This window comes from Tropicibacter sp. S64 (genome assembly GCF_049803835.1).
Classification (GTDB): Bacteria; Pseudomonadota; Alphaproteobacteria; order Rhodobacterales; family Rhodobacteraceae; genus Pacificoceanicola.
This window is the reverse complement of the sequence record NZ_JBNAGK010000009.1, coordinates 2,501-26,994: the sequence shown is the minus strand read 5'-3', so window position 1 is coordinate 26,994 and position 24,494 is coordinate 2,501. Positions and strand designations below refer to the sequence as shown.

Annotated in this window: 23 protein-coding genes, 3 rRNA genes and 1 other annotated feature; of the genes, 10 read left to right on the top strand and 16 right to left on the bottom strand. The window is 62.9% G+C overall.

The window, feature by feature from the left end:
- Positions 1-2: 2 nt before the first annotated feature.
- Positions 3-1,217: an NADP-dependent isocitrate dehydrogenase gene (locus ACP159_RS14850; protein ID WP_425100492.1), complete on the top strand. Its 1,215-nt coding sequence runs from the start codon at positions 3-5 to the stop codon at positions 1,215-1,217.
- Between the two features lie 73 nt (positions 1,218-1,290).
- Here the strand turns inward: ACP159_RS14850 and ACP159_RS14845 are convergent, their stop codons facing one another.
- The 6 genes from ACP159_RS14845 to rrf (ACP159_RS14820) form a co-directional block, all read right to left on the bottom strand.
- On the bottom strand, positions 1,291-2,220 hold the full coding sequence (locus tag ACP159_RS14845; RefSeq protein WP_425100491.1) for an AEC family transporter: 930 nt from the start codon (positions 2,218-2,220) through the stop codon (positions 1,291-1,293).
- A 15-nt stretch (positions 2,221-2,235) separates the two neighbouring features.
- The gene (locus tag ACP159_RS14840; RefSeq protein ID WP_425100490.1) at positions 2,236-3,105 is read right to left on the bottom strand and encodes a glycosyltransferase family 2 protein; all 870 of its coding nucleotides are present in this window, start codon (positions 3,103-3,105) and stop codon (positions 2,236-2,238) included.
- A gap of 50 nt (positions 3,106-3,155) precedes the next feature.
- Entirely contained in the window at positions 3,156-3,677 is a 522-nt protein-coding gene (locus tag ACP159_RS14835; RefSeq protein ID WP_425100489.1) for a hypothetical protein, read from the bottom strand.
- Positions 3,678-3,694: 17 nt separating this feature from the next.
- Entirely contained in the window at positions 3,695-4,651 is a 957-nt protein-coding gene (locus ACP159_RS14830; RefSeq protein ID WP_425100488.1) for a hypothetical protein, read from the bottom strand.
- A 197-nt stretch (positions 4,652-4,848) separates the two neighbouring features.
- The gene (locus tag ACP159_RS14825) at positions 4,849-5,370 is read right to left on the bottom strand and encodes an acyloxyacyl hydrolase (protein ID WP_425100487.1); all 522 of its coding nucleotides are present in this window, start codon (positions 5,368-5,370) and stop codon (positions 4,849-4,851) included.
- A gap of 213 nt (positions 5,371-5,583) precedes the next feature.
- A 5S ribosomal RNA gene (gene rrf, locus ACP159_RS14820) occupies positions 5,584-5,698 on the bottom strand.
- Positions 5,699-5,951: 253 nt separating this feature from the next.
- Positions 5,952-6,035 (bottom strand) — a sequence feature (23S ribosomal RNA rRNA prediction is too short).
- Positions 6,036-6,116: 81 nt separating this feature from the next.
- On the opposite strand from rrf (ACP159_RS14820), the gene ACP159_RS14815 reads away from it, so the two are divergent.
- From ACP159_RS14815 to ACP159_RS14800, 4 genes are all read left to right on the top strand, one after another.
- A complete protein-coding gene (locus ACP159_RS14815; protein ID WP_425100502.1) occupies positions 6,117-6,278 on the top strand; it encodes a hypothetical protein in 162 nt (53 codons plus the stop codon).
- A gap of 14 nt (positions 6,279-6,292) precedes the next feature.
- On the top strand, positions 6,293-7,303 hold the full coding sequence (locus ACP159_RS14810) for a branched-chain amino acid ABC transporter permease (protein ID WP_425100501.1): 1,011 nt from the start codon (positions 6,293-6,295) through the stop codon (positions 7,301-7,303).
- A 3-nt stretch (positions 7,304-7,306) separates the two neighbouring features.
- On the top strand, positions 7,307-8,587 hold the full coding sequence (locus ACP159_RS14805; protein ID WP_425100500.1) for a branched-chain amino acid ABC transporter permease: 1,281 nt from the start codon (positions 7,307-7,309) through the stop codon (positions 8,585-8,587).
- 108 nt (positions 8,588-8,695) lie between these two features.
- The gene (locus ACP159_RS14800; protein ID WP_425100499.1) at positions 8,696-8,929 is read left to right on the top strand and encodes a hypothetical protein; all 234 of its coding nucleotides are present in this window, start codon (positions 8,696-8,698) and stop codon (positions 8,927-8,929) included.
- 10 nt (positions 8,930-8,939) lie between these two features.
- Here ACP159_RS14800 and ACP159_RS14795 read toward each other — a convergent pair whose 3' ends face one another.
- Complete coding sequence (locus ACP159_RS14795) at positions 8,940-9,560, bottom strand: helix-turn-helix domain-containing protein (RefSeq protein WP_425100498.1); 621 nt, start codon at positions 9,558-9,560, stop codon at positions 8,940-8,942.
- A gap of 68 nt (positions 9,561-9,628) precedes the next feature.
- On the opposite strand from ACP159_RS14795, the gene ACP159_RS14790 reads away from it, so the two are divergent.
- The 4 genes from ACP159_RS14790 to ACP159_RS14775 all read left to right on the top strand — a co-directional run bounded on the left by ACP159_RS14790 (position 9,629) and on the right by ACP159_RS14775 (position 13,543).
- The gene (locus tag ACP159_RS14790; RefSeq protein ID WP_425100497.1) at positions 9,629-11,134 is read left to right on the top strand and encodes a class I adenylate-forming enzyme family protein; all 1,506 of its coding nucleotides are present in this window, start codon (positions 9,629-9,631) and stop codon (positions 11,132-11,134) included.
- A 64-nt stretch (positions 11,135-11,198) separates the two neighbouring features.
- Positions 11,199-11,840, top strand: a complete 642-nt coding sequence (locus ACP159_RS14785) for a DsbA family oxidoreductase (RefSeq protein WP_425100496.1) — start codon at positions 11,199-11,201, stop codon at positions 11,838-11,840.
- Positions 11,841-11,842: 2 nt separating this feature from the next.
- Positions 11,843-12,190, top strand: coding sequence for a potassium channel family protein (locus ACP159_RS14780; RefSeq protein WP_425100707.1), 348 nt, complete (start codon positions 11,843-11,845; stop codon positions 12,188-12,190).
- A gap of 141 nt (positions 12,191-12,331) precedes the next feature.
- Positions 12,332-13,543, top strand: a complete 1,212-nt coding sequence (locus tag ACP159_RS14775; protein WP_425100495.1) for a multidrug effflux MFS transporter — start codon at positions 12,332-12,334, stop codon at positions 13,541-13,543.
- Between the two features lie 14 nt (positions 13,544-13,557).
- Here ACP159_RS14775 and ACP159_RS14770 read toward each other — a convergent pair whose 3' ends face one another.
- The gene (locus ACP159_RS14770) at positions 13,558-15,102 is read right to left on the bottom strand and encodes a methyl-accepting chemotaxis protein (RefSeq protein WP_425100494.1); all 1,545 of its coding nucleotides are present in this window, start codon (positions 15,100-15,102) and stop codon (positions 13,558-13,560) included.
- Positions 15,099-15,428 (bottom strand): hypothetical protein, encoded by a 330-nt coding sequence (locus ACP159_RS14765; protein WP_425100493.1) that lies wholly within the window; start codon positions 15,426-15,428, stop codon positions 15,099-15,101. The genes ACP159_RS14770 and ACP159_RS14765 overlap by 4 nt, the downstream gene beginning before the upstream one ends.
- Before the next feature lie 168 nt (positions 15,429-15,596).
- On the opposite strand from ACP159_RS14765, the gene ACP159_RS14760 reads away from it, so the two are divergent.
- Positions 15,597-16,811, top strand: coding sequence for an NADP-dependent isocitrate dehydrogenase (locus ACP159_RS14760; RefSeq protein WP_425100492.1), 1,215 nt, complete (start codon positions 15,597-15,599; stop codon positions 16,809-16,811).
- Between the two features lie 73 nt (positions 16,812-16,884).
- On the opposite strand, the gene ACP159_RS14755 is transcribed toward ACP159_RS14760, so the two are convergent.
- From ACP159_RS14755 to ACP159_RS14725, 7 genes are all read right to left on the bottom strand, one after another.
- Positions 16,885-17,814, bottom strand: coding sequence for an AEC family transporter (locus ACP159_RS14755; protein ID WP_425100491.1), 930 nt, complete (start codon positions 17,812-17,814; stop codon positions 16,885-16,887).
- A gap of 15 nt (positions 17,815-17,829) precedes the next feature.
- A complete protein-coding gene (locus ACP159_RS14750) occupies positions 17,830-18,699 on the bottom strand; it encodes a glycosyltransferase family 2 protein (RefSeq protein ID WP_425100490.1) in 870 nt (289 codons plus the stop codon).
- A gap of 50 nt (positions 18,700-18,749) precedes the next feature.
- The gene (locus tag ACP159_RS14745; RefSeq protein WP_425100489.1) at positions 18,750-19,271 is read right to left on the bottom strand and encodes a hypothetical protein; all 522 of its coding nucleotides are present in this window, start codon (positions 19,269-19,271) and stop codon (positions 18,750-18,752) included.
- Positions 19,272-19,288: 17 nt separating this feature from the next.
- Positions 19,289-20,245, bottom strand: a complete 957-nt coding sequence (locus ACP159_RS14740) for a hypothetical protein (protein ID WP_425100488.1) — start codon at positions 20,243-20,245, stop codon at positions 19,289-19,291.
- A gap of 197 nt (positions 20,246-20,442) precedes the next feature.
- A complete protein-coding gene (locus ACP159_RS14735; protein WP_425100487.1) occupies positions 20,443-20,964 on the bottom strand; it encodes an acyloxyacyl hydrolase in 522 nt (173 codons plus the stop codon).
- A 213-nt stretch (positions 20,965-21,177) separates the two neighbouring features.
- Positions 21,178-21,292 (bottom strand): 5S ribosomal RNA (rrf, locus tag ACP159_RS14730).
- Positions 21,293-21,532: 240 nt separating this feature from the next.
- Positions 21,533-24,401, bottom strand: a 23S ribosomal RNA gene (locus tag ACP159_RS14725).
- Between the last annotated feature and the right edge of the window lie 93 nt (positions 24,402-24,494).

Below are 24,494 nucleotides of genomic sequence, written 5' to 3'. Positions count from 1 at the left end.
CGATGACGAAGATCAAGGTCGACAACCCGATTGTCGAGATGGACGGGGATGAGATGACCCGCATCATGTGGGATTTCATCAAGAAAAAGCTGATCGAGCCCTACCTGGACGTCGATCTGCTCTACTATGACCTCAGCATCCAGGAACGCGACCGGACCGAGGACCAGATCACCATCGACGCCGCCGAAAAGACGAAAGAGGTGGGTGTCGCGGTGAAATGCGCGACGATCACGCCGGACGAGGCCCGGGTCGAGGAATTCGGCCTGAAGAAGATGTGGCGCTCTCCGAACGGGACCATCCGCAACATCCTGGGCGGCGTGGTCTTTCGTCAGCCGATCATCTGCCGCAACGTGCCGCGCCTCGTGCCGGGCTGGACCGATCCGATCGTGGTCGGGCGCCATGCCTTCGGCGATCAGTACAAGGCGACGGATTTCACCTTCCCCGGAAAGGGAAAATTGTCGATGAAATTCGTCGGCGAGGACGGCACGGTGATCGAGCGCGAGGTCTACGACGCGCCGAGCGCCGGGGTCTACATGGGCATGTACAACCTCGACGACTCGATTCGCGATTTCGCCCGCGCCTCGCTGAATTATGGCCTGAACATCGGCTGGCCGGTCTACCTGTCGACGAAGAACACGATTCTCAAGGCCTATGACGGCCGGTTCAAGGACCTGTTCCAGGAGATCTACGAGGCGGAGTTTGCTGATAAGTTCAAGGCGGCGGGCATCTGGTACGAGCACCGCCTGATCGACGACATGGTGGCCTGCGCGTTGAAATGGAACGGAAAATTCGTCTGGGCTTGCAAGAATTACGATGGCGACGTGCAGTCGGACACCGTCGCGCAGGGCTTCGGCTCGCTGGGCATGATGGCGTCGCAGTTGATGACGCCGGACGGCAAGATCGTGGAGGCGGAGGCCGCGCATGGCACGGTGACACGGCACTACCGCCAGCATCAGAAGGGCGAGGCGACCTCGACCAACTCCATCGCCTCGATCTATGCCTGGACAGGGGGCCTGAAGCACCGCGCCAAGCTCGATGGCAACGAGGCCCTGCGCGGCTTCGCCGAAACGCTGGAACGCGTGGTGGTCGAGACGGTGGAATCGGGCCACATGACCAAGGACCTGGCGCTTCTGGTCGGGCCGGACCAGGGGTGGCTGACCACGATGGGCTTCCTTGAGAAGGTCGACGCCAACCTGAACCGGGCCCTCAAGGGGTAGCGCTGCAGGACGAAGGGCGGCGTTGTCCGCCCTTTTCATTTATTTCAGAAACTTGCGCGCCAAACTTCGCGCATCACATGAAGATGGCCAGCGCGCTGACCGTGACCCCGCCCAGCAGGGTCGTAAAGACGAGGGCCGAGGAGGCCAGGTCCGACGCGCCGAACCGCGAGGCGAGGATCGGGAAGATGGCGATCATCGGCATGGCGGCAAAGACCGCCCCGATCGCGACATAGTCGAGCGACACACCCGGCATCGCCGCAAGCACCGCCAGAGCGATGGCCGGATGGATCACCAGCTTGCCGAGCGCGATGACAAGCACAGGCCCGCCGCGCGACCGCATGGAGGTGATCGCAACCGTCCCGCCGATGAAGAACAGCGAGACGAGCGGCGCGGCCGCGGCGATCAAACCCCGTGTCGCCTCGACCGGGCCTGTCACCGGCAGATGCAGCCCGCCGATCAGCAGCCCCGCGACAAGCCCGATCAGCACCGGCGAACGCAGCATCTGGCCGAAAGTCTGCCGCATCGAGAGACCAACACCCCGGCCCTTTTCCCCGGCCAGCGCCTCTGCGACGATGATCGCCACGGGCAGGACGATCAGGTTCTCTGCCACGATGATCCAGGAAAAGACGACATCCACCTGTTCCGGAAACAGAACGCCGCCAATCGGATAGCCGAGAAAGATCGAGTTGGAACTGCAGACCCCCAGGCCCATCATCGCGGCCATGGGACCCGGCATGCCGAAAAGCCGCGCCATGACGACGCTGCCGAGCAGAAACGTCAGAAGCCCCGCCAGCCCGTATCCGAGGATGAACGGCCAGTTGAAATCACTGAGGTCCCCGGCGCGCATCACGGCGGAGGCGACGATCACCGGCATGCAGATCACCAGCACGAAGCGGCTCAGATGCGGCAGGGCGTCCGGCGCGACAAGCCGCGTCCTGATGGCGATGGCCCCGAGCGCGAGCAGCGCATAGATCGGCAGCAGAGAGGTCATTGTATCGAGCATGGACGGGTCCTGATTTCACCCTTGCGCGCCGAAGCGGGCGGGCAATTCGGTCCGCCACGGCAGTTTCAGTGCGCGGGTCTTGACGATATTGCCCTTCTCCAGCCGGGCCGGCTTGACCGAGAGCGTGGCATAAGCCTGTGCCTCGGCCTCGGCCCACGGCAGGACTGGCTTGGCGAGAAAGGTGTCGAAGAACCGCGTGGCGTCGGCGTCGGCGTCCTTCCACCCGGCCCCCGGCACCCCCGGGGCCTCGGCGTTCCCCACCGCCATGCGCACCGCGTTGACCTCGGACAGCACCGCGGCGTTGGCGTACTTCAGATGCGCGAGGTACAACCCCGGCGGCATCAGGAACGGGAACGTCGCCAGCCGACGCGGCGCGACGCGCACCCCGTGCAGGACAAAATCCATCGCCCGTCGCGCCGCCACGGCCTTTGAATAATGCCCCGAAAACGAGAGGTTACGGCGCTCGGCCAGGACCGGGGCGGCGGTCAGGGGCGCCTCGCCGGGTGTCTCGACGAGGTCGAAGCCAAGCGCGGTCAGCACCGGGTTGTCCGCATGGGTGGCGATGGCCTCCGGCAGGCTGGCGTATCGGTCCGGATCGAAACAGATCAGCTCGTCCGCATCGGTCCGGATCACCCAATCGTAGCTTTCGCTCAGGCCCGCGTGGAACCCGTTCAGCATCGCTGCCCGGCTGCGGTCGAAATGTGCGAAGCCGTCGCGGGGGATGGTCAGAACGGACGCCCCGGGGCAGAGCTCGGAGATCTTTGGGTCGGGCCCATGGGCCACGATGAAGAGATTTTCGGCCCCAAGCTGCCCCGCGTGATGCGCATACCACCGGGACAGCGCCCAGTGATCGCGATAAACCATCGTCAATGCACAGATATTCATGGCCGCCCCCTGCCCGGTCAGGTGCCGCAGGCCCGCGGGCCTGTCAAGCGTCAGCCGCGTTGCAATCGCATGACGATGTCGAGTAGGCGCAATTCGCTGCGCCGGAAGGCCTGCAACGGCGCGGCATCGGGGTGCGCCAGGCTGTTCAGGGCGCTGTCGGGTGCCGACAGCGACACCCGGCAGCCCGGCATATCGAGGCTGATGTAGCTCGTCGCGCCGTCAGCGATAAGTCCAGGCAAGGCAACCTGCCCGCCACCCGTGGACTGCGGGGCCAGCGCGTCGGCAATTTGCTCTGTCGTCAGGTCCAGCACGCCATCGGAAACCATCGCATCGAGGAGGTCCTGCACCTCTGTTTCGGGCAACCTGCCCTCTCGGATCTCGCCGCGAAGCGGAACGGCGACATGGCCATCGGCCCGCAGCGTGAGCAGTGGCACATCCCCCATTGCCCCCATATCGGTGACGTCGAAACGCAGGATGACTTGTTGCTGCGCGTCCTGCGGCACCGAACAGGCCGCAACACAGCCCGTCGCCGCGGCGAGCCAAAACACCGACGCGACGACAAACGGTCTCATGTATCGGGGCGGTGCGATCAAACCGCGCCCTTGCGGCGGCGGGTGACGCCGAACAGACCACCCAGTGCCATCAGCCCGAGACCGAGCCCCGCCGGAAGCGGCACCGGCGCAATCGCATGGGTCACGACGGTGGTGTAGCCGATATCGGCGAACGACGCGATGGTCGTGGCGGATAGGGTGACCGCAGCAAACGGCGCGTCCGCCGACCCGTTCGGGCTGCCGATGAAGCCGGTCATTAGATCAAGCGACCCGCCCGCGAAGTTGACTTCGTCCCAATGGCCGTTCGCGGTGCCCGTGCCACCGTCGAGTTCTACCGGGACAAACGCATCGGTATTGCCGAACTCCGCGTTATACGCCGTAACGCCGTAAGCGCCGGTATATTGACCCGTGCCGTTGGTATAGACGCTCTGCGTTCCGGCAAAGACTCCACCAAAGCTGTTGGTATTCCACAGCGTCCCGAAGCCCAAAACATGGCCCATTTCATGGACGATTACATCGAAGAAAGTCCCGCTGGCTTCCATGTCCGGCAGATCGTAGGTATCGAACGTCATGGTCCCTGTCGCGGTATAGGCGAAGGAATTGGTCCCGTCCGACACGACGTAGGCAGTATTCGGACCCGCCTGACCGAGGACGTTCCCATTCGTCCCGCCAGCACCATCAATGGCAGCCCCCTGCGCCGTGATCGTCGGCCCGGTGACAAGCGAACTGCCATCGGTAAAGGCAATCTGGTAGCCGGTGATCATGCTTTCCCAGAAGTATTCCGCAGCGGTGAAGACCGCCTGCTGACTGGATGTCAGACCGCCACCGAAGACGATATTGATGTCGAAAATCGGCGAAGCGATGCTGGACGTCCCAGCGCCGACAGGGGCGATGACCGCCTCCGGAAGAACCGCCGACATGGCGTTCGCCGAGCTCGCGACGGCGACGGCAAAGCCGACTCCGACCAGCGTATACCTAAGCGTGTTTGCGTTCAAATTTCCTGCTCCCTCGCACCGCTTGATCATAGGTCAAGCCGCAAATTCTTGTGTATTTTGCAACCGCAGCAACAACATGCGCCCAGGTTTGCGTGGCGGCACTATTGCGCAAGGCGTTAACAAAATCCAGATCGAATTTGCATCATGCGCGAGCGAGGGCTCGATCCTGCAACCTATAACTGAAACGTATGGCCGACTCAGCGGGTCGGAACACTCACCCGAAACTGCACGGTCTCGATGCCGGGGTTGTTGTCGTAGATGCCCGCGTTGGAACGGTGGTCGTAGCTGAGACCGAACCGCCATCCCTGCCGGTTCTCGTAACCGAGCTCAAGCCCGGATCGGAACTCGATGGGACCACCGAGGTCGAATCCGCCATTGTCGAAATAAAGTCCCGGCATGGAGTGCAACTCGGCGTAAAGCGGGCTGCCCTGCGGCTGGATCTTGTAGGTCTGACCAAAGCCGACCCAGGTCTCCCCATGTTCACCGATCGACAGACCCAGTGCCCGCCCGAAAGGCCCGCGCTTGGTACCGAGGTCATAGCGCACGTAGATCTCTCCGGCCTGCTGCGCCCGGCGTTCGAGCACGGTGCCCGCGGAAATGGCGAAATGCGGCGTGGTTTCGGTCTTGCCGAAACATCCGATCTCGGTTCCGCAGTAGTTCCGGCTCATATCGGTGAGCCCGAGTATGAGCATCAATACCGCGAAAGTTCCATCTGCCATGATATCGGTCCCGTGCTGCATGCCCCGTGGGCAAATCCTGTCTGGTTTCTCAATGGCCCAGAAGAGGAGTCGAGTCCAGAGCGGCGACGGATCGGGGCGCAGGATGTGGTGACAAAACCATCGAGCGCACATGCAAAACCCGCCGCGGCGGTATGCCGGACGGGCTGTGCAGGTCATTCATCGTAACGAGAGATTTTGTTCTGTATCTGCTAGGTTTGGCAGTTACCTACTCTTCCACGTCTTGAGACGCAGTACCATTGGCGTGGACGCACTTAACGGCCAGGTTCGGAATGGAGCTGGGTGTTTTGCAGTCGCTATGACCACCAAACCGAGAAGATACAGAGGATGCCCTTGCAGGGCATCGGGATCAATCACGACGTGCCTTTGGCACGGCGGGTGGGTGGCAGCGGACTTTTGCTAAAAAGTGTCGCGAGAACCCACAGCCCGTCATGCCGGGTGCATCGTCTGTCATCCAAGTCTTGTACACCGTTTGGTGTATGCTCTTGATAACCGTAACATGTAGGGTGGGTTTGCAACCCACCTTGGCTGAGCCTTGCTGTTACTGGATCAAATCAAGCCTATCGGACCATTAGTACCGGTCAACTGAACGCATTGCTGCGCTTACATCTCCGGCCTATCGACGTGGTGGTCTACCACGGTCCTCAGGGATACCTTGCGGTGCGACGACAGGCGTACTCAAGTTCCACGGCCAGGTTTTCGACCTGCAGGTCTTCGAGGAGCCCTTCGTGGTATCCTTCCTCGACCGGATGGAGCAGGGCTTTCGCGGCTTCGCCATCGACCGCACGCAACTGAGCATGGTCGCCACCCGCACCGATCCGAATTTCCCCACCTTCCACCGGGGAACCTGTGAACAGGACCTGGCCCTCGGGCCGGACCTGAGCCGTTAGAAAGGAATACGCCGTTGGACCTGCTCAACGCCTTCGTCGCGCTTGCGAATTTCGTGCTGATCCCGGCCATCGCCTATGGCAGCCAGCTGGCGCTCGGGGCGCTGGGGGTGACGCTGATCTACGGCATCCTGCGCTTCTCCAACTTCGCCCATGGCGACACCATGGCCTTCGGCACCATGGTGGTGATCCTCGTGACCTGGCTGTTCCAGTCCTGGGGGATCTCGCTCGGGCCGTTGCCCACGGCCCTGCTGGCGATCCCCTTCGGCATTGCCGCAACGGCGGCGCTGGTGCTTGGGACGGATCGGGTGGTCTATCGCTTCTACCGAAAACAGAAAGTCAAGCCGGTGATCCTTGTCATGGTCTCGCTTGGCGTGATGTTCATCTACAACGGCATCACGCGGATCATTCTCGGGCCCGACGACCAGCGCTTCGACGATGGCGCGCGGTTCCTGATCAATGCGCGGGATTTCAAGGAATGGTCCGGGCTGGAGGAAGGCCTCGCGCTGCGCTCGACGCAGGCGTTGACGGTCGTGGTGGCGGTGATCGTCGTGGCGCTGCTGTTCTGGTTCCTGAACAAGACCCGCACGGGCAAGTCGATGCGAGCCTATTCCGACAACGAAGACCTTGCGCTCCTGTCCGGCATCAATCCGGAGAAGGTGGAGCGTGTGACCTGGGTGATCGTGGCGGCGCTGGTGACCATCGCGGGCGTGCTCTACGGGCTCGACAAGTCCTACAAACCGTTCACCTATTTCCAGCTTCTCCTGCCGATTTTCGCCGCGGCCATCGTCGGCGGTCTCGGCTCGCCGCTGGGAGCCATTGCCGGCGGTTTCGTCATCGCCTTCAGCGAGGTCGGCATCACCTATGCCTGGAAGAAGGTGCTGACCCATGCCCTGCCCGAGAGCCTCGCCCCCGACGGCCTCGTGCAGCTGATGTCCACCGACTACAAATTCGCGGTCAGCTTCGTGATCCTGGTGATCGTGCTGCTGTTCAGGCCCACCGGGCTGTTCAAGGGAAAGGCGGTGTAAGCCATGCGGACGATTGGACTTTTCGCGGCTGTAGCGCTGCTGATCGTGGGCACCGGGGTGCTGCAGAGCTGGAATGCGGCGCTCTTGATCCTGAACATGGGTCTGGTGAGCGCGGTGATGGCTCTGGGGGTGAACCTGCAATGGGGCATCGCCGGGCTGTTCAACGTCGGGATCATGGGGTTTGTCGCTTTGGGCGGGCTGGCGGTGGTGCTGACCTCCACCGCGCCGGTTGGCGAGGCCTGGGCGGCGGGCGGCCTGCGGGTGATGCTGGGTCTGGTCCTCGGCGCGGCAACGGTCGTGGCGGCGGTGCTGGTCTGGGGCCGGATGCGGAACGGCTGGCTCACCGCGGCGGTGCTCGTCATCGGTTTCTTCGTGTTCCGCTGGGTCTTCGATCCCGGTGTCGAGGCGGTCGAGGCGGTCAATCCAGCGCTGCAGGGCAATCTCGGCGGCCTCAATCTGCCGGTCCTGCTGGCCTGGCCGATGGGCGGGTTGCTGGCGGCGGGGGCGGCCTGGGTGATCGGCAAGACGGCGCTCGGCCTGCGCTCCGACTATCTCGCCATCGCCACGCTCGGCATCGCGGAGATCGTCATCGCCGTTATGAAGAACGAGGACTGGCTGGCGCGTGGGGTCAAGAACGTGATCGGCCTGCCCCGGCCCGTGCCCTACGAGGTGGACCTGCAGAACGATCCCGGGTTCGTGGAGACGGCGGCGGGCTTCGGGCTCGATCCGACGACCGCGTCCACGCTGACGGTGAAACTCGGCTATTCGCTGCTCTTCGCCGCCGTGCTGATCGTCCTGCTGGTTCTGGCGCAACTGGCGCTGAACTCGCCCTGGGGGCGGATGATGCGGGCGATCCGCGACAACGAGGTCTCCGCCCGCGCCATGGGCAAGGACGTGACCTTCCGGCATTTGCAGGTCTTCATCCTCGGCAGCGCGATCTGCGGCATTGCCGGGGCGATGATGACCACCCTCGACGGCCAGCTGACCCCCGGCACCTACCAGCCGCTGCGCTATACCTTCCTGATCTGGGTGATGGTTATCGTCGGCGGCTCCGGCAACAACCTCGGCGCGGTGCTCGGCGGGTTCCTGATCTGGTTCCTCTGGGTGCAGGTGGAGCCCATGGGGCAATGGCTGATGGATGTGATCACCTCCGGCATGGCCGACGGTTCCGCGATCAAGGCGCACCTGCAGGACAGCGCACAGCACTTGCGGCTGCTCACCATGGGGGTGATCCTGCTGCTGGTCCTGCGGTTCAGCCCAAGGGGCCTGCTGCCGGAACGGTAGAGTTTTCTGCCAAATCGGGGCAGGAAGGCCGGGGAACATGCCCCGGCCTTCATCTTTTGTTCAGAATTTGCCCGCAGCATCCGTCTCCAGCGAGAAGGAGACGTGTAGATGGTACTTCCCGAGTCAAACGTGCTGACCCCCGACTTTCTGGCCCGGCTGCAACGCCGGTTTCCGCTTGTGGATGAGAGCAAGCTGGCCCGCCTCGTGGAGGATCACGGCGGGCTGAGTCGCCACCTTGCGGAGCGCCATGACCTGACCGTCCTGGAAGCCCGGGAGGAGTTGCAGGATTTCCTCGGGCTCGAACGTCTGAGTGCGCAGGTTCGGGACGCCTCCTGCGGTTGAGGCCCGGCTGTCAGACCAGCGAGGTGACCCAGAGGATCGTCGCATCCTCCTCGCTGACCGAAATGACGTTGTGGCCCATGGTGCTGTCGTAATAGGCGCTGTCTCCGCGCTTCATCTCCACGGGTTCGTAGAACTCCGTGTATAGCCGGATCACGCCGGTCAGGACGTAGAGGAATTCCTCGCCGTCGTGGCGCACCCAGCCGTCAAACTCGTCCATGGCGCGGGCGCGGACGCGGGCACGGTAGGGCAGCATCTTCTTGCGCGTCAGCGTCTCGGCCAGCAATTCGTGCTCGTAGGTCGCCGTGGCGTGGCTCTGGCCATCGCCGCTCCGGGTCACGGTCATGCGGCCGTTGACCTTCTCCTGCTGCGGCGGGGTGAACAGCTGCGGCACCGAAATCTGCAGGCCCACGGCGAGCTTCTTGAGCGCGTCATAGGTCGGGGACATCTGGCCGTTTTCGATCTTCGAGAGCGTCGACCGGGCGAGCCCTGCCTGCCGCGCCGCCTGTTCCAGCGTCCAGGCCTTTTCCTTGCGCAACTCGCGCACACGCTGGCCGAGGTCCAGCGGCTCCGCGCCGTGCTCGTGGCCGGAACTGCGCGCGATGCGGATCAGGGATTTGGGGTCTTTTGTCATGCACCTAGCCTATAGGGCCCGCCCCGGCCCCTTGCAAGCATGGGGCGGTGGGCCTAAGCCTTGCGGTCATGGTATCTCTCTTTTTCGAGGGGGCCTTTGCCCCCTGCCCCGCGCCCTTCAACCTCGCCGCCCATGTGCTCGCCGCCGGTGCCGCGACACCGGACAAGATTGCCCTCGCAATCCTGAAACCGACCGGCGCGGAACGCTGGTCCTATGCGCGTCTCATCGCAGCGGTGCGCGGCACCGCAACGGGACTACGGCAGGCGGGGCTCAAACCCGGGGACATCGTACTGATGCGGCTTGGCAATACGGTGGATTTCCCGATTGCCTATCTCGGCGCGATTGCGGCCGGAATCGTGCCGGTTCCGACCTCATCACAGCTGACCGTGCCCGAAGTGACCAAAATCGTGCAGCATCTGACCCCGAAAGCGATCCTGCGCGGGGACGGCGTGCCCTGCCCCGAGACTGATGTGCCGACATTCGGACCGCAGGACTACGAAGCCTGGCACGGGTTGCCCCCGGCGGACTACGATCTCGGCGATCCGGAGCGGCTCGCCTATATCGTCTACACCTCCGGCACCTCCGGCACGCCCCGCGCCGTGGGTCATGCCCACCGCGCGATCTGGGCCCGGCAGATGATGATGGAGGGCTGGTACGGGTTGCAGAGCACCGACCGGCTGCTGCACGCGGGTGCGTTCAACTGGACCTTCACTCTCGGCACCGGGCTGATGGACCCCTGGACCATGGGCGCCACGGCGCTGATCCCCGCGGCAGGCACCGACGCCGCGCAACTCGGCCTCCTGCTCAAGCGCAACGACGCCACGATTTTCGCCGCCGCGCCGGGGGTTTACCGGCAGATGCTGAAATTCCCGCTGGCCTCGATGCCGAAGCTGCGGCACGGGCTGGCCGCCGGAGAAAAGCTGCCCGACAGTGTGCGGGAGGCCTGGCGCGACGCCACGGGCGGCGAAATCTACGAGGCCTACGGCATGTCGGAGTGCTCGACCTTCATCTCCTCCGCCCCGGCCCGCCCCAATGCACCCGGCGCCCTCGGCGCGCCGCAGCGGGGCCGCCATGTCGCGCTGGTCGACGAGAGCGGGACGCCGGTTCCGCTCGGCGAGGAAGGCGTCATCGCCGTACACCGGGACGATCCGGGGTTGATGCTCGGCTACATCGGCGCACCGGAGGCCACGGCGGAGAAATTCGCGGGCGACTGGTTTCTGAGCGGCGACAAGGGCGTGATGGACGAGGCCGGACAGATCCGCTACCTCGGTCGCTCCGACGACATGATGAACGCCGGCGGATACCGTGTCTCGCCGCTGGAGGTCGAGGCCGCGCTGGCCGGCCTGCCGGGCATCACGGAAATCGCCGTCACGGACGTGGAGGTCAAACCCGGCGTCCGCGTCATCGCCGCCTTCTACACCGCCGAAACCGCGCTGGAAGAGGAGGCCCTGAAGGCCGCGGCGGAGGCGCGCATCGCCCGCTACAAGCAGCCCCGGGCATGGATCCACGTCGACACCCTGCCGCGCAACCCCAATGGAAAGCTGCAGCGGCAGCGGTTGAAAGAGCAGTTCTGAGACCGGCCAGACCCTCGCAATCCCCCGCAATTCCGACTATAGCCGGGGCAACGAAGGGAAACCCATGATCCAGCTTGATATCTTCTCGGACCCGATCTGCCCGTGGTGCTACATCGGCAAGGCCAACCTCGACCGCGCCCTGGAGGCGCGGCCCGATCATCCGTTCCGGGTGCGCTGGCTGCCGTTCATGCTCAATCCGGACATGCCGAAGGGCGGCATGGACCGGCGCGACTATCTCGAGACGAAATTCGGCGGGCAGGACGGCGCGGTGCGGGCCTATCTGCCGGTGACCGAGCACGCGCAGCAGGCCGGGGTGAAGATCAACCTCGATGCGATCCGGACGACACCGTCCACGGTCGATGCGCATCGGCTGATCCACTGGGCGGAGATGGAGGGCGTGCAGACGCCGGTGGTCTCGGCCCTGTTCCGCGCCTATTTCGTCGACGGCCGCGACATCGGCGACCCGGAGGTCCTGGCCGACATCGCCGACGGCAACGGCATGGACGCGGCGCTGGTGCTGCGCCTGCTGGCCACCGAGGAGGACCGGCGCGAGATATTCGAGCGCGACGCGGCGGCCCGCGGCATGGGGATCACCTCGGTGCCGACCTTCATCGTGGCGCAGCAGCACGCGGTGCCCGGCGCACAGCCGCCCGAGCTCTGGGCGCAGGTCATCGACGAGCTCCTGACCGGACCGGCGCAGACTTGACCATGAAACGCGGCGGCAAGGTTCTCACCCTGATCGTCACACTCCTGGCGATCATCCTGGGCGGCACGGTCTTCTTCCGGGTCGTCGAGGGCTGGAGCTGGCTCGACAGCTACTTCTTCACCGTGGTCACCATTTCCACCGTCGGCTATGGCAACCTCGTGCCAGCCACCGCACTCGGCAAGATCGGCACGACAGTGTTCATCCTGCTGGGGCTGGGCATCTTCGCGGCGGCGATCCAGCAGTTCGGCCTGTTCGCCATGCGCAAGCGGGAGGAGCACACGGAGTGGCTGATCGCGCAGCTCGGCAGCGACGAGCCTGCCGCCAACGAGGACGATCCGCCGGCGCGGTGATTTCTGCGCCGAATTCTCGGGTTGGTGCCTATACGGCGCCCTGACTGTGCGCATACGAACTTTTCAACCCGGGACACGGCGTGTAGAGCGGGCGGGTGCGCCGGGCATTGCCGCCCCCGCACCAGAATCCCCGAGGGCACCATGGCCAATTTCCCGAAAAAGGGTGAGTTCATCGCGATCGTCGCGATGACCATCGCCACCATCGCCTTCGCGATCGACGCGATGTTGCCGGCGTTGCCCGAGTTGACGGCGGAATTCTCTCCCGATGCGCCGAACCGGGTGCAGTTGATCGTGACCATGTTCGTGCTCGGCATGGGTATCGGCACCCTGTTCACCGGCCCGCTGTCGGATGCCTTCGGGCGCAAGCCGGTTCTGCTCGGCGGGTCCCTGCTCTACATCCTCTGCGCCACGGCGGCACTCTGGGCGCAGAGCCTCGAAGCGGTCCTGATCGCGCGATTCTTCCAGGGGCTTGGCGCCGCCGCGCCGCGCGTCGTCGCGCTGGCCATCGTGCGCGACCGCTATGCCGGGCGCGGCATGGCGCAGATCATGTCCTTTGTCATGATCGTCTTTACCCTGGTGCCCGCGATCGCGCCGCTGCTGGGATCGCAACTCGTTGCGCTCGGCGGCTGGCACGCGGTGTTCCTCGCCTTCGCGGTCTTCTCTTTCGTGGTGTCGGGCTGGCTCGCCGTCCGCCTGCCGGAAACGCTGGAGCCGGAGAACCGGATGCCCTTCCGGGTGGCACAGCTGCGGGCGGCGCTGACCGAGATGATGGCGCTGCCGATGGTACGCCTGTCAATCGTCGCGCAGGCCTTCTGCTATGGCGTGCTGTTTTCCATGATCTCGACGGTCCAGCCGGTCTATGACGGGTTCTTCGGTCGGGCCGAGACCTTCCCCCTGTGGTTTGGCGCCATCGCCATCGCCGCAAGCTCCGCGAGTTTCCTCAATGCCGCGCTTGTCATGCGCCTCGGGATGCGCCTGCTGGTGACGGCCATGCTCATCGCGCAGGTAGGTCTGACCCTTGCGATCCTTTGCCTGTTTGCCGTCGGCCTGTCCGGCGATGCGCTGTTCTATGCCTTCGTCGTCTGGCAGGTCGGCGTGTTCTTCCAGGCGGGCCTGACGCTTGGCAACCTCAACGCCCTCGCCATGGAGCCCGTCGGCCATATCGCGGGCCTCGCAGCCTCGGTGATCGGCGCATTGTCCACCGTCGGCGCGGTGATCCTCGCGGTGCCGGTCAGCCTGGCGTTCGACGGAACCCCGGTCCCGGTGGCGATCGGCATCCTGCTGCAGGTGATCGGCGCCTTGGTCGCGCTGCACAGGATGCGCCGCCTCGAACGCGCCGTGACCACCCCGTGACAGCAGCGCCGGGGTCAGGCCCTCCGGGCGTGCCGCGCCTCGGCGGGAGCGGACACGGTGAACTCGCCCAGAACCCGCGAAAGTTCGTTCGCGTGGCTCTGTACGCGCTGTCCGGCGGCGGTCATCTCGGCGCTCTGCCCGATGATCTTCTGGGCCTCCGTATCGAGCGTCACCATCTGCGCGGACAGGTCGCTCATCTCGTCGACCCGGCTTCCCGCGTCGACCCGGATGCCTTCGACCAGGGTGCTCACGTCCTGCACATGCGCGACGATCGTCGCCAGACGCCGTCCCGCCTCATGCACAAGACGCACGCCAGAGGCGACCTCCTCCTCGGAGCTTGAAATCAGGTCCTTGACCCCGCGTGCGGCCTCAGCCGTCCGCATGGAGAGCGCCTGGACCTCCCCAGCCACCACCGCGAAGCCGCGTCCGCTTTCCCCGGCGCGAGCCGCCTCGACCCCGGCGTTGAGCGACAACAGGTTGATCTGAAAAGCAATGTCGTCGATCAGATCCATGATATTGCCGACCTCGCCCGAGCTTTTCTCGATGCGCTCCATCGCGGCAATCGCCTGACGGGTGATCTCCCCGCCCTGATCGGCCTCGCTGCGGGTGGTCGCCATGCGCTCGGACGCCCGCTGCGCCTGCGCGGCGGACTCGCCGAGACGGGCCCCCAGTTGCCGGATCTGCTCGGACTGGTCGGCGAGACCCTGCGCCTGACCATGTGTACCGGTTTCCAGATCGGCGAGGAGCGTGCCGAGCAGTCGAGCCTCGCCGTCGAAGCCTTGCGCCATGGATTTTGCCTTGCACAGCGCCGCGTCAAGCTGTTCCACCGCGAGGTTGAAATCGGCCAGCAGGTCCGAGAACGCCTCCGGCACATCCTCGGTGATGTGGCACCCGAGGTCGCGGCCCGCAAGTTGATGCAGCTTGGCACGCAGGATGCCGACCACCTGCTCCGCCTCCGCCATCATCCGATGCGCCCGGGCCTCCGCAATCTCCGCACGATGGGACTGATCGGCCAGGGTTTCCTTCTGTTCGGTGATCTGCCGGACCATGCGCCGGTCGCGCACCATGGACAGCAGCAGCACGCCGGTTTCGAACACGACGAGTCCGCCATGCAGCGCCGTCCGCAGCAGGTCCTCCATGAAATCCGCGGAAGGATAGACCAGCGATGGCATCACGACGGTCAGGCCAAGGTGATGCACCGCCGTGACTGCGGCACCGACCACCAGCGCTCGCATGCTGCCCAGCGTGGAAATCCCCGCAAGCATGACGAAGTAGATCATATGTGTGTCGAGTTGCCAGGGGTGGCCACGGAAGGACGCCGTCATCACGATGGCCTGCCCGATGAGGCAAACGGCGATCACATCCGCGGCAAGCCGCGACCGTCGCCGCACCGCAACCGCCGAAAACAGCGCCAGAAGCACCACTGCCCCGCTGTCGATCCCCAGGCTGCCGCGGATCATCAGGTCCGAAATCGCCTGCAACACGACCATGCCAAACGCCAGCACGAGAATCGCGCGACCCGCCTCTTCCTGGGATTTCCGCTTTTCAAGAGTACTCATGTCTGTCCAACCCCACAAAACGCCGCGAGAAAAGTCCCGTCGCGGACCAGCCAGGCCCCGAGCCCGTGCAACCGCGCGCGGGGGTCCGGATCATCGAATGTCGCAATGGCCCCGAACAGGGCCTGACCCGGCCCGACCAGATGCCCGCCGCCCCGTTCCACCAGCCGCGCCGCACCCGGCCCCCAGGGCGCCGCGACCACGAGCACCGGCGTACCGGCACCGCTGACGAACGGGCCGAAAAGGCTCTGAATTGCCCAGAATCCCGCCACGAGCAGGGCGGCCAGCGCCATGCAAAGATCAGGAAGGTCTTTTGCGATCCGTTTCATGCAACCGTTGTTATCCCGGGCCCTTTTCGAAACCGTTAGTTTCGGATTCACAGTTTCGCGGTATTTGATGAAAAATGACCCAATACTGTATACCAATGCATACAGAAATTGCGGTATCGCGGAAAATGCAGTAGACCGGGCCGTGACAGCCAGCCAGAGGACGAGGCGATGACGAAGATCAAGGTCGACAACCCGATTGTCGAGATGGACGGGGATGAGATGACCCGCATCATGTGGGATTTCATCAAGAAAAAGCTGATCGAGCCCTACCTGGACGTCGATCTGCTCTACTATGACCTCAGCATCCAGGAACGCGACCGGACCGAGGACCAGATCACCATCGACGCCGCCGAAAAGACGAAAGAGGTGGGTGTCGCGGTGAAATGCGCGACGATCACGCCGGACGAGGCCCGGGTCGAGGAATTCGGCCTGAAGAAGATGTGGCGCTCTCCGAACGGGACCATCCGCAACATCCTGGGCGGCGTGGTCTTTCGTCAGCCGATCATCTGCCGCAACGTGCCGCGCCTCGTGCCGGGCTGGACCGATCCGATCGTGGTCGGGCGCCATGCCTTCGGCGATCAGTACAAGGCGACGGATTTCACCTTCCCCGGAAAGGGAAAATTGTCGATGAAATTCGTCGGCGAGGACGGCACGGTGATCGAGCGCGAGGTCTACGACGCGCCGAGCGCCGGGGTCTACATGGGCATGTACAACCTCGACGACTCGATTCGCGATTTCGCCCGCGCCTCGCTGAATTATGGCCTGAACATCGGCTGGCCGGTCTACCTGTCGACGAAGAACACGATTCTCAAGGCCTATGACGGCCGGTTCAAGGACCTGTTCCAGGAGATCTACGAGGCGGAGTTTGCTGATAAGTTCAAGGCGGCGGGCATCTGGTACGAGCACCGCCTGATCGACGACATGGTGGCCTGCGCGTTGAAATGGAACGGAAAATTCGTCTGGGCTTGCAAGAATTACGATGGCGACGTGCAGTCGGACACCGTCGCGCAGGGCTTCGGCTCGCTGGGCATGATGGCGTCGCAGTTGATGACGCCGGACGGCAAGATCGTGGAGGCGGAGGCCGCGCATGGCACGGTGACACGGCACTACCGCCAGCATCAGAAGGGCGAGGCGACCTCGACCAACTCCATCGCCTCGATCTATGCCTGGACAGGGGGCCTGAAGCACCGCGCCAAGCTCGATGGCAACGAGGCCCTGCGCGGCTTCGCCGAAACGCTGGAACGCGTGGTGGTCGAGACGGTGGAATCGGGCCACATGACCAAGGACCTGGCGCTTCTGGTCGGGCCGGACCAGGGGTGGCTGACCACGATGGGCTTCCTTGAGAAGGTCGACGCCAACCTGAACCGGGCCCTCAAGGGGTAGCGCTGCAGGACGAAGGGCGGCGTTGTCCGCCCTTTTCATTTATTTCAGAAACTTGCGCGCCAAACTTCGCGCATCACATGAAGATGGCCAGCGCGCTGACCGTGACCCCGCCCAGCAGGGTCGTAAAGACGAGGGCCGAGGAGGCCAGGTCCGACGCGCCGAACCGCGAGGCGAGGATCGGGAAGATGGCGATCATCGGCATGGCGGCAAAGACCGCCCCGATCGCGACATAGTCGAGCGACACACCCGGCATCGCCGCAAGCACCGCCAGAGCGATGGCCGGATGGATCACCAGCTTGCCGAGCGCGATGACAAGCACAGGCCCGCCGCGCGACCGCATGGAGGTGATCGCAACCGTCCCGCCGATGAAGAACAGCGAGACGAGCGGCGCGGCCGCGGCGATCAAACCCCGTGTCGCCTCGACCGGGCCTGTCACCGGCAGATGCAGCCCGCCGATCAGCAGCCCCGCGACAAGCCCGATCAGCACCGGCGAACGCAGCATCTGGCCGAAAGTCTGCCGCATCGAGAGACCAACACCCCGGCCCTTTTCCCCGGCCAGCGCCTCTGCGACGATGATCGCCACGGGCAGGACGATCAGGTTCTCTGCCACGATGATCCAGGAAAAGACGACATCCACCTGTTCCGGAAACAGAACGCCGCCAATCGGATAGCCGAGAAAGATCGAGTTGGAACTGCAGACCCCCAGGCCCATCATCGCGGCCATGGGACCCGGCATGCCGAAAAGCCGCGCCATGACGACGCTGCCGAGCAGAAACGTCAGAAGCCCCGCCAGCCCGTATCCGAGGATGAACGGCCAGTTGAAATCACTGAGGTCCCCGGCGCGCATCACGGCGGAGGCGACGATCACCGGCATGCAGATCACCAGCACGAAGCGGCTCAGATGCGGCAGGGCGTCCGGCGCGACAAGCCGCGTCCTGATGGCGATGGCCCCGAGCGCGAGCAGCGCATAGATCGGCAGCAGAGAGGTCATTGTATCGAGCATGGACGGGTCCTGATTTCACCCTTGCGCGCCGAAGCGGGCGGGCAATTCGGTCCGCCACGGCAGTTTCAGTGCGCGGGTCTTGACGATATTGCCCTTCTCCAGCCGGGCCGGCTTGACCGAGAGCGTGGCATAAGCCTGTGCCTCGGCCTCGGCCCACGGCAGGACTGGCTTGGCGAGAAAGGTGTCGAAGAACCGCGTGGCGTCGGCGTCGGCGTCCTTCCACCCGGCCCCCGGCACCCCCGGGGCCTCGGCGTTCCCCACCGCCATGCGCACCGCGTTGACCTCGGACAGCACCGCGGCGTTGGCGTACTTCAGATGCGCGAGGTACAACCCCGGCGGCATCAGGAACGGGAACGTCGCCAGCCGACGCGGCGCGACGCGCACCCCGTGCAGGACAAAATCCATCGCCCGTCGCGCCGCCACGGCCTTTGAATAATGCCCCGAAAACGAGAGGTTACGGCGCTCGGCCAGGACCGGGGCGGCGGTCAGGGGCGCCTCGCCGGGTGTCTCGACGAGGTCGAAGCCAAGCGCGGTCAGCACCGGGTTGTCCGCATGGGTGGCGATGGCCTCCGGCAGGCTGGCGTATCGGTCCGGATCGAAACAGATCAGCTCGTCCGCATCGGTCCGGATCACCCAATCGTAGCTTTCGCTCAGGCCCGCGTGGAACCCGTTCAGCATCGCTGCCCGGCTGCGGTCGAAATGTGCGAAGCCGTCGCGGGGGATGGTCAGAACGGACGCCCCGGGGCAGAGCTCGGAGATCTTTGGGTCGGGCCCATGGGCCACGATGAAGAGATTTTCGGCCCCAAGCTGCCCCGCGTGATGCGCATACCACCGGGACAGCGCCCAGTGATCGCGATAAACCATCGTCAATGCACAGATATTCATGGCCGCCCCCTGCCCGGTCAGGTGCCGCAGGCCCGCGGGCCTGTCAAGCGTCAGCCGCGTTGCAATCGCATGACGATGTCGAGTAGGCGCAATTCGCTGCGCCGGAAGGCCTGCAACGGCGCGGCATCGGGGTGCGCCAGGCTGTTCAGGGCGCTGTCGGGTGCCGACAGCGACACCCGGCAGCCCGGCATATCGAGGCTGATGTAGCTCGTCGCGCCGTCAGCGATAAGTCCAGGCAAGGCAACCTGCCCGCCACCCGTGGACTGCGGGGCCAGCGCGTCGGCAATTTGCTCTGTCGTCAGGTCCAGCACGCCATCGGAAACCATCGCATCGAGGAGGTCCTGCACCTCTGTTTCGGGCAACCTGCCCTCTCGGATCTCGCCGCGAAGCGGAACGGCGACATGGCCATCGGCCCGCAGCGTGAGCAGTGGCACATCCCCCATTGCCCCCATATCGGTGACGTCGAAACGCAGGATGACTTGTTGCTGCGCGTCCTGCGGCACCGAACAGGCCGCAACACAGCCCGTCGCCGCGGCGAGCCAAAACACCGACGCGACGACAAACGGTCTCATGTATCGGGGCGGTGCGATCAAACCGCGCCCTTGCGGCGGCGGGTGACGCCGAACAGACCACCCAGTGCCATCAGCCCGAGACCGAGCCCCGCCGGAAGCGGCACCGGCGCAATCGCATGGGTCACGACGGTGGTGTAGCCGATATCGGCGAACGACGCGATGGTCGTGGCGGATAGGGTGACCGCAGCAAACGGCGCGTCCGCCGACCCGTTCGGGCTGCCGATGAAGCCGGTCATTAGATCAAGCGACCCGCCCGCGAAGTTGACTTCGTCCCAATGGCCGTTCGCGGTGCCCGTGCCACCGTCGAGTTCTACCGGGACAAACGCATCGGTATTGCCGAACTCCGCGTTATACGCCGTAACGCCGTAAGCGCCGGTATATTGACCCGTGCCGTTGGTATAGACGCTCTGCGTTCCGGCAAAGACTCCACCAAAGCTGTTGGTATTCCACAGCGTCCCGAAGCCCAAAACATGGCCCATTTCATGGACGATTACATCGAAGAAAGTCCCGCTGGCTTCCATGTCCGGCAGATCGTAGGTATCGAACGTCATGGTCCCTGTCGCGGTATAGGCGAAGGAATTGGTCCCGTCCGACACGACGTAGGCAGTATTCGGACCCGCCTGACCGAGGACGTTCCCATTCGTCCCGCCAGCACCATCAATGGCAGCCCCCTGCGCCGTGATCGTCGGCCCGGTGACAAGCGAACTGCCATCGGTAAAGGCAATCTGGTAGCCGGTGATCATGCTTTCCCAGAAGTATTCCGCAGCGGTGAAGACCGCCTGCTGACTGGATGTCAGACCGCCACCGAAGACGATATTGATGTCGAAAATCGGCGAAGCGATGCTGGACGTCCCAGCGCCGACAGGGGCGATGACCGCCTCCGGAAGAACCGCCGACATGGCGTTCGCCGAGCTCGCGACGGCGACGGCAAAGCCGACTCCGACCAGCGTATACCTAAGCGTGTTTGCGTTCAAATTTCCTGCTCCCTCGCACCGCTTGATCATAGGTCAAGCCGCAAATTCTTGTGTATTTTGCAACCGCAGCAACAACATGCGCCCAGGTTTGCGTGGCGGCACTATTGCGCAAGGCGTTAACAAAATCCAGATCGAATTTGCATCATGCGCGAGCGAGGGCTCGATCCTGCAACCTATAACTGAAACGTATGGCCGACTCAGCGGGTCGGAACACTCACCCGAAACTGCACGGTCTCGATGCCGGGGTTGTTGTCGTAGATGCCCGCGTTGGAACGGTGGTCGTAGCTGAGACCGAACCGCCATCCCTGCCGGTTCTCGTAACCGAGCTCAAGCCCGGATCGGAACTCGATGGGACCACCGAGGTCGAATCCGCCATTGTCGAAATAAAGTCCCGGCATGGAGTGCAACTCGGCGTAAAGCGGGCTGCCCTGCGGCTGGATCTTGTAGGTCTGACCAAAGCCGACCCAGGTCTCCCCATGTTCACCGATCGACAGACCCAGTGCCCGCCCGAAAGGCCCGCGCTTGGTACCGAGGTCATAGCGCACGTAGATCTCTCCGGCCTGCTGCGCCCGGCGTTCGAGCACGGTGCCCGCGGAAATGGCGAAATGCGGCGTGGTTTCGGTCTTGCCGAAACATCCGATCTCGGTTCCGCAGTAGTTCCGGCTCATATCGGTGAGCCCGAGTATGAGCATCAATACCGCGAAAGTTCCATCTGCCATGATATCGGTCCCGTGCTGCATGCCCCGTGGGCAAATCCTGTCTGGTTTCTCAATGGCCCAGAAGAGGAGTCGAGTCCAGAGCGGCGACGGATCGGGGCGCAGGATGTGGTGACAAAACCATCGAGCGCACATGCAAAACCCGCCGCGGCGGTATGCCGGACGGGCTGTGCAGGTCATTCATCGTAACGAGAGATTTTGTTCTGTATCTGCTAGGTTTGGCAGTTACCTACTCTTCCACGTCTTGAGACGCAGTACCATTGGCGTGGACGCACTTAACGGCCAGGTTCGGAATGGAGCTGGGTGTTTTGCAGTCGCTATGACCACCAAACCGAGAAGATACAGAGGATGCCCTTGCAGGGCATCGGGATCAATCACGACGTGCCTTTGGCACGGCGGGTGGGTGGCAGCGGACTTTTGCTAAAAAGTGTCGCGAGAACCCACAGCCCGTCATGCCGGGTGCATCGTCTGTCATCCAAGTCTTGTACACCGTTTGGTGTATGCTCTTGATAACCGTAACATGTAGGGTGGGTTTGCAACCCACCTTGGCTGAGCCTTGCTGTTACTGGATCAAATCAAGCCTATCGGACCATTAGTACCGGTCAACTGAACGCATTGCTGCGCTTACATCTCCGGCCTATCGACGTGGTGGTCTACCACGGTCCTCAGGGATACCTTGTTTTGAGGGGGGCTTCCCGCTTAGATGCCTTCAGCGGTTATCCTGTCCGTTCATAGCTACCCTGCACTGCTGCTGGCGCAACAACAGGTCCACCAGTGGAACGTTCACCCCGGTCCTCTCGTACTAGGGGCAACTCCTCTCAAGTATCCTACACCCACGGCAGATAGGGACCGAACTGTCTCACGACGTTCTAAACCCAGCTCACGTACCTCTTTAAATGGCGAACAGCCATACCCTTGGGACCTGCTCCAGCCCCAGGATGAGATGAGCCGACATCGAGGTGCCAAACACTGCCGTCGATATGGACTCTTGGGCAGTATCAGCCTGTTATCCCCAGCGTACCTTTTATCCGTTGAGCGATGGCCCTCCCACTTGGGACCACCGGATCACTATGGCCGACTTTCGTCTCTGCTCGACTTGTCAGTCTCGCAGTCAGGCTGGCTTTTGCCATTGCACTCAACGAGCGATTTCCGACCGCTCTGAGCCAACCTTCGCGCGCCTCCGTTACGCTTTAGGAGGCGACCGCCCCAGTCAAACTACCCGCCACGCAGGGTCCCGGATCCGGATAACGGACCGCGGTTAGACATCAAGCAGAACAAGGGTGGTATCTCAAGGATGGCTCCACCGGGACTGGCGTCCCGGTTTCAAAGCCTACCACCTATCCTGCACATGTTGTGCCTGATGCCAGTGCGAAGCTGTAGTGAAGGTGCATGGGGTCTTTCCGTCTAACCGCGGGTAGCCGGCATCTTGACCGGCAATTCAATTTCGCTGAGTCGATGTTGGAGACAGCGGGGAAGTCGTTACGCCATTCGTGCAGGTCGGAACTTACCCGACAAGGAATTTCGCTACCTTAGGACCGTTATAGTTACGGCCGCCGTTTACCTGGGCTTCAATTCAGAGCTTGCACCCCTCCTTTTAACCTTCAGGCACCGGGCAGGCGTCAGACCCTATACGTCGTCTTGCGACTTCGCAGAGCCCTGTGTTTTTAGTAAACAGTCGCCACCCCCTGGTTTGTGCCCCCAGCCCCTAGTTGCCTAGGAACCGGGCCTCCTTCTCGCGAACTTACGGAGGTATTTTGCCGAGTTCCTTCAACATCGTTCTCTCAAGCGCCTTGGTATTCTCTACCAGTCCACCTGTGTCGGTTTAGGGTACGATCTCATGATGGAGCTATTTCCAGGAACCGCTCAGCAGCCCACCCAATCCGATAAGGGCAAACTACAGTCGCAATCCGTCACTTCCATCTGGCCCAGGAATATTAACCTGGTTCCCATCGACTACGCCTTTCGGCCTCGCCTTAGGGGTCGGCTTACCCTGCTCAGATTAGCTTTAAGCAGGAACCCTTGGACTTTCGGCGAGAGTGTCTCTCACACTCTTTGTCGCTACTCATGTCATCATTCTCGCTAGTGATCTCTCCACCGGATCGCTCACGCGCCGGCTTCACAGAAAGCACTTTGTCTTGTGCTACCGCCTATCGGCTACTTGAGCACGTTAATGCTCCAGCTTCCTAAGTGCGGCAATAAAGACAAGTGCTATGTCACACTACGCTCTGCTACCATGCCTTGCGGCATCCTAAGCTTCGGCTCATGGCTTGAGCCCCGTTACATCTTCGCCGCAGGACAACTTGTTTAGACCAGTGAGCTGTTACGCTATCTTTAAAGGATGGCTGCTTCTAAGCCAACCTCCTGGTTGTTTTGGTCGTCCCACCTGCTTTCCCACTTAGCCATGAATTGGGGGCCTTAGCTGTAGGTCAGGGTTGTTTCCCTCTTCACGACGGACGTTAGCATCCGCCGTGTGTCTGCCATCTAGTACTCCCGGGTATTCGGAGTTTGGTTAGGATCAGTAAGCCTGTGGGGCCCCATTACCCATCCAGTGCTCTACCCCCCGGGGTATTCGGATGACGCTCTACCTAAATAGATTTCGCAGAGAACCAGCTATCTCCGAGTTTGATTGGCCTTTCACCCCTAGGCACAACTCATCCCGACCTTTTTCAACAGGTGTGGGTTCGGACCTCCAACAAGTGTTACCTTGTCTTCATCCTGGTCATGCCTAGATCACTCGGTTTCGGGTCTGATCCATCTAACTCATGCGCCCTATTAAGACTCGCTTTCGCTGCGCCTACACCTAACGGCTTAAGCTTGCTAGATAGACCAAGTCGATGACCCATTATACAAAAGGTACGCCGTCAGGGCGCAAGGCCCCTCCGACTGCTTGTAGGCGTCCGGTTTCAGGTACTGTTTCACTCCCCTCGTCGGGGTGCTTTTCACCTTTCCCTCACGGTACTGGTTCGCTATCGGTCAGTAAGGAGTACTTAGCCTTCGGGGGTGGTCCCCCGATCTTCAGACAGGATTTCACGTGTCCCGCCCTACTTGATACGTCCCATCGAGCTTCCCATACGGGGCTGTCACCCACTATGGCTGATCTTTCCAGATCATTCTGGTCACTCTCAAGGCTCGGCTGGTCCCCGTTCGCTCGCCGCTACTAGGGGAGTCTCTATTGATGTCCTTTCCTCCGGGTACTTAGATGTTTCAGTTCCCCGGGTTTGCTCTTAAAACCCTATGTATTCAGGTAATAAGTACCTGTTTTACCCAATTATCAATAACCACGAGGGCTAATAATAACTGAGTATCAGGTGGGTTGCCCCATTCGGAGATTCATGGATCAAAGCCTATTCTCGGCTAACCATGACTTATCGCAGAGTATCACGTCCTTCATCGCCTCTTACTGCCAAGGCATCCACCAAACGCCCTTCTCGCGCTTGATTTGATCCAGAAAGAGCAAGGCATGATTGATGCGCTACCGCTTCGCTACTTGAGCGCCGGGGCGTTACACCAATGGCCGAGCATGGCACCTGGCT

Bases quoted from the DNA above. Each gene is read 5' to 3' on its own strand.
- ACP159_RS14850 (WP_425100492.1), top strand. From the start codon at position 3: ATGACGAAGATCAAGGTCGACAACCCGATTGTCGAGATGGACGGGGAT.
- ACP159_RS14845 (WP_425100491.1), bottom strand. From the start codon at position 2,220: ATGCTCGATACAATGACCTCTCTGCTGCCGATCTATGCGCTGCTCGCG.
- ACP159_RS14840 (WP_425100490.1), bottom strand. From the start codon at position 3,105: ATGAATATCTGTGCATTGACGATGGTTTATCGCGATCACTGGGCGCTG.
- ACP159_RS14835 (WP_425100489.1), bottom strand. From the start codon at position 3,677: ATGAGACCGTTTGTCGTCGCGTCGGTGTTTTGGCTCGCCGCGGCGACG.
- ACP159_RS14825 (WP_425100487.1), bottom strand. From the start codon at position 5,370: ATGGCAGATGGAACTTTCGCGGTATTGATGCTCATACTCGGGCTCACC.
- ACP159_RS14805 (WP_425100500.1), top strand. From the start codon at position 7,307: ATGCGGACGATTGGACTTTTCGCGGCTGTAGCGCTGCTGATCGTGGGC.
- ACP159_RS14800 (WP_425100499.1), top strand. From the start codon at position 8,696: ATGGTACTTCCCGAGTCAAACGTGCTGACCCCCGACTTTCTGGCCCGG.
- ACP159_RS14795 (WP_425100498.1), bottom strand. From the start codon at position 9,560: ATGACAAAAGACCCCAAATCCCTGATCCGCATCGCGCGCAGTTCCGGC.
- ACP159_RS14790 (WP_425100497.1), top strand. From the start codon at position 9,629: ATGGTATCTCTCTTTTTCGAGGGGGCCTTTGCCCCCTGCCCCGCGCCC.
- ACP159_RS14785 (WP_425100496.1), top strand. From the start codon at position 11,199: ATGATCCAGCTTGATATCTTCTCGGACCCGATCTGCCCGTGGTGCTAC.
- ACP159_RS14780 (WP_425100707.1), top strand. From the start codon at position 11,843: ATGAAACGCGGCGGCAAGGTTCTCACCCTGATCGTCACACTCCTGGCG.
- ACP159_RS14775 (WP_425100495.1), top strand. From the start codon at position 12,332: ATGGCCAATTTCCCGAAAAAGGGTGAGTTCATCGCGATCGTCGCGATG.
- ACP159_RS14770 (WP_425100494.1), bottom strand. From the start codon at position 15,102: ATGAGTACTCTTGAAAAGCGGAAATCCCAGGAAGAGGCGGGTCGCGCG.
- ACP159_RS14765 (WP_425100493.1), bottom strand. From the start codon at position 15,428: ATGAAACGGATCGCAAAAGACCTTCCTGATCTTTGCATGGCGCTGGCC.
- ACP159_RS14760 (WP_425100492.1), top strand. From the start codon at position 15,597: ATGACGAAGATCAAGGTCGACAACCCGATTGTCGAGATGGACGGGGAT.
- ACP159_RS14755 (WP_425100491.1), bottom strand. From the start codon at position 17,814: ATGCTCGATACAATGACCTCTCTGCTGCCGATCTATGCGCTGCTCGCG.
- ACP159_RS14750 (WP_425100490.1), bottom strand. From the start codon at position 18,699: ATGAATATCTGTGCATTGACGATGGTTTATCGCGATCACTGGGCGCTG.
- ACP159_RS14745 (WP_425100489.1), bottom strand. From the start codon at position 19,271: ATGAGACCGTTTGTCGTCGCGTCGGTGTTTTGGCTCGCCGCGGCGACG.
- ACP159_RS14735 (WP_425100487.1), bottom strand. From the start codon at position 20,964: ATGGCAGATGGAACTTTCGCGGTATTGATGCTCATACTCGGGCTCACC.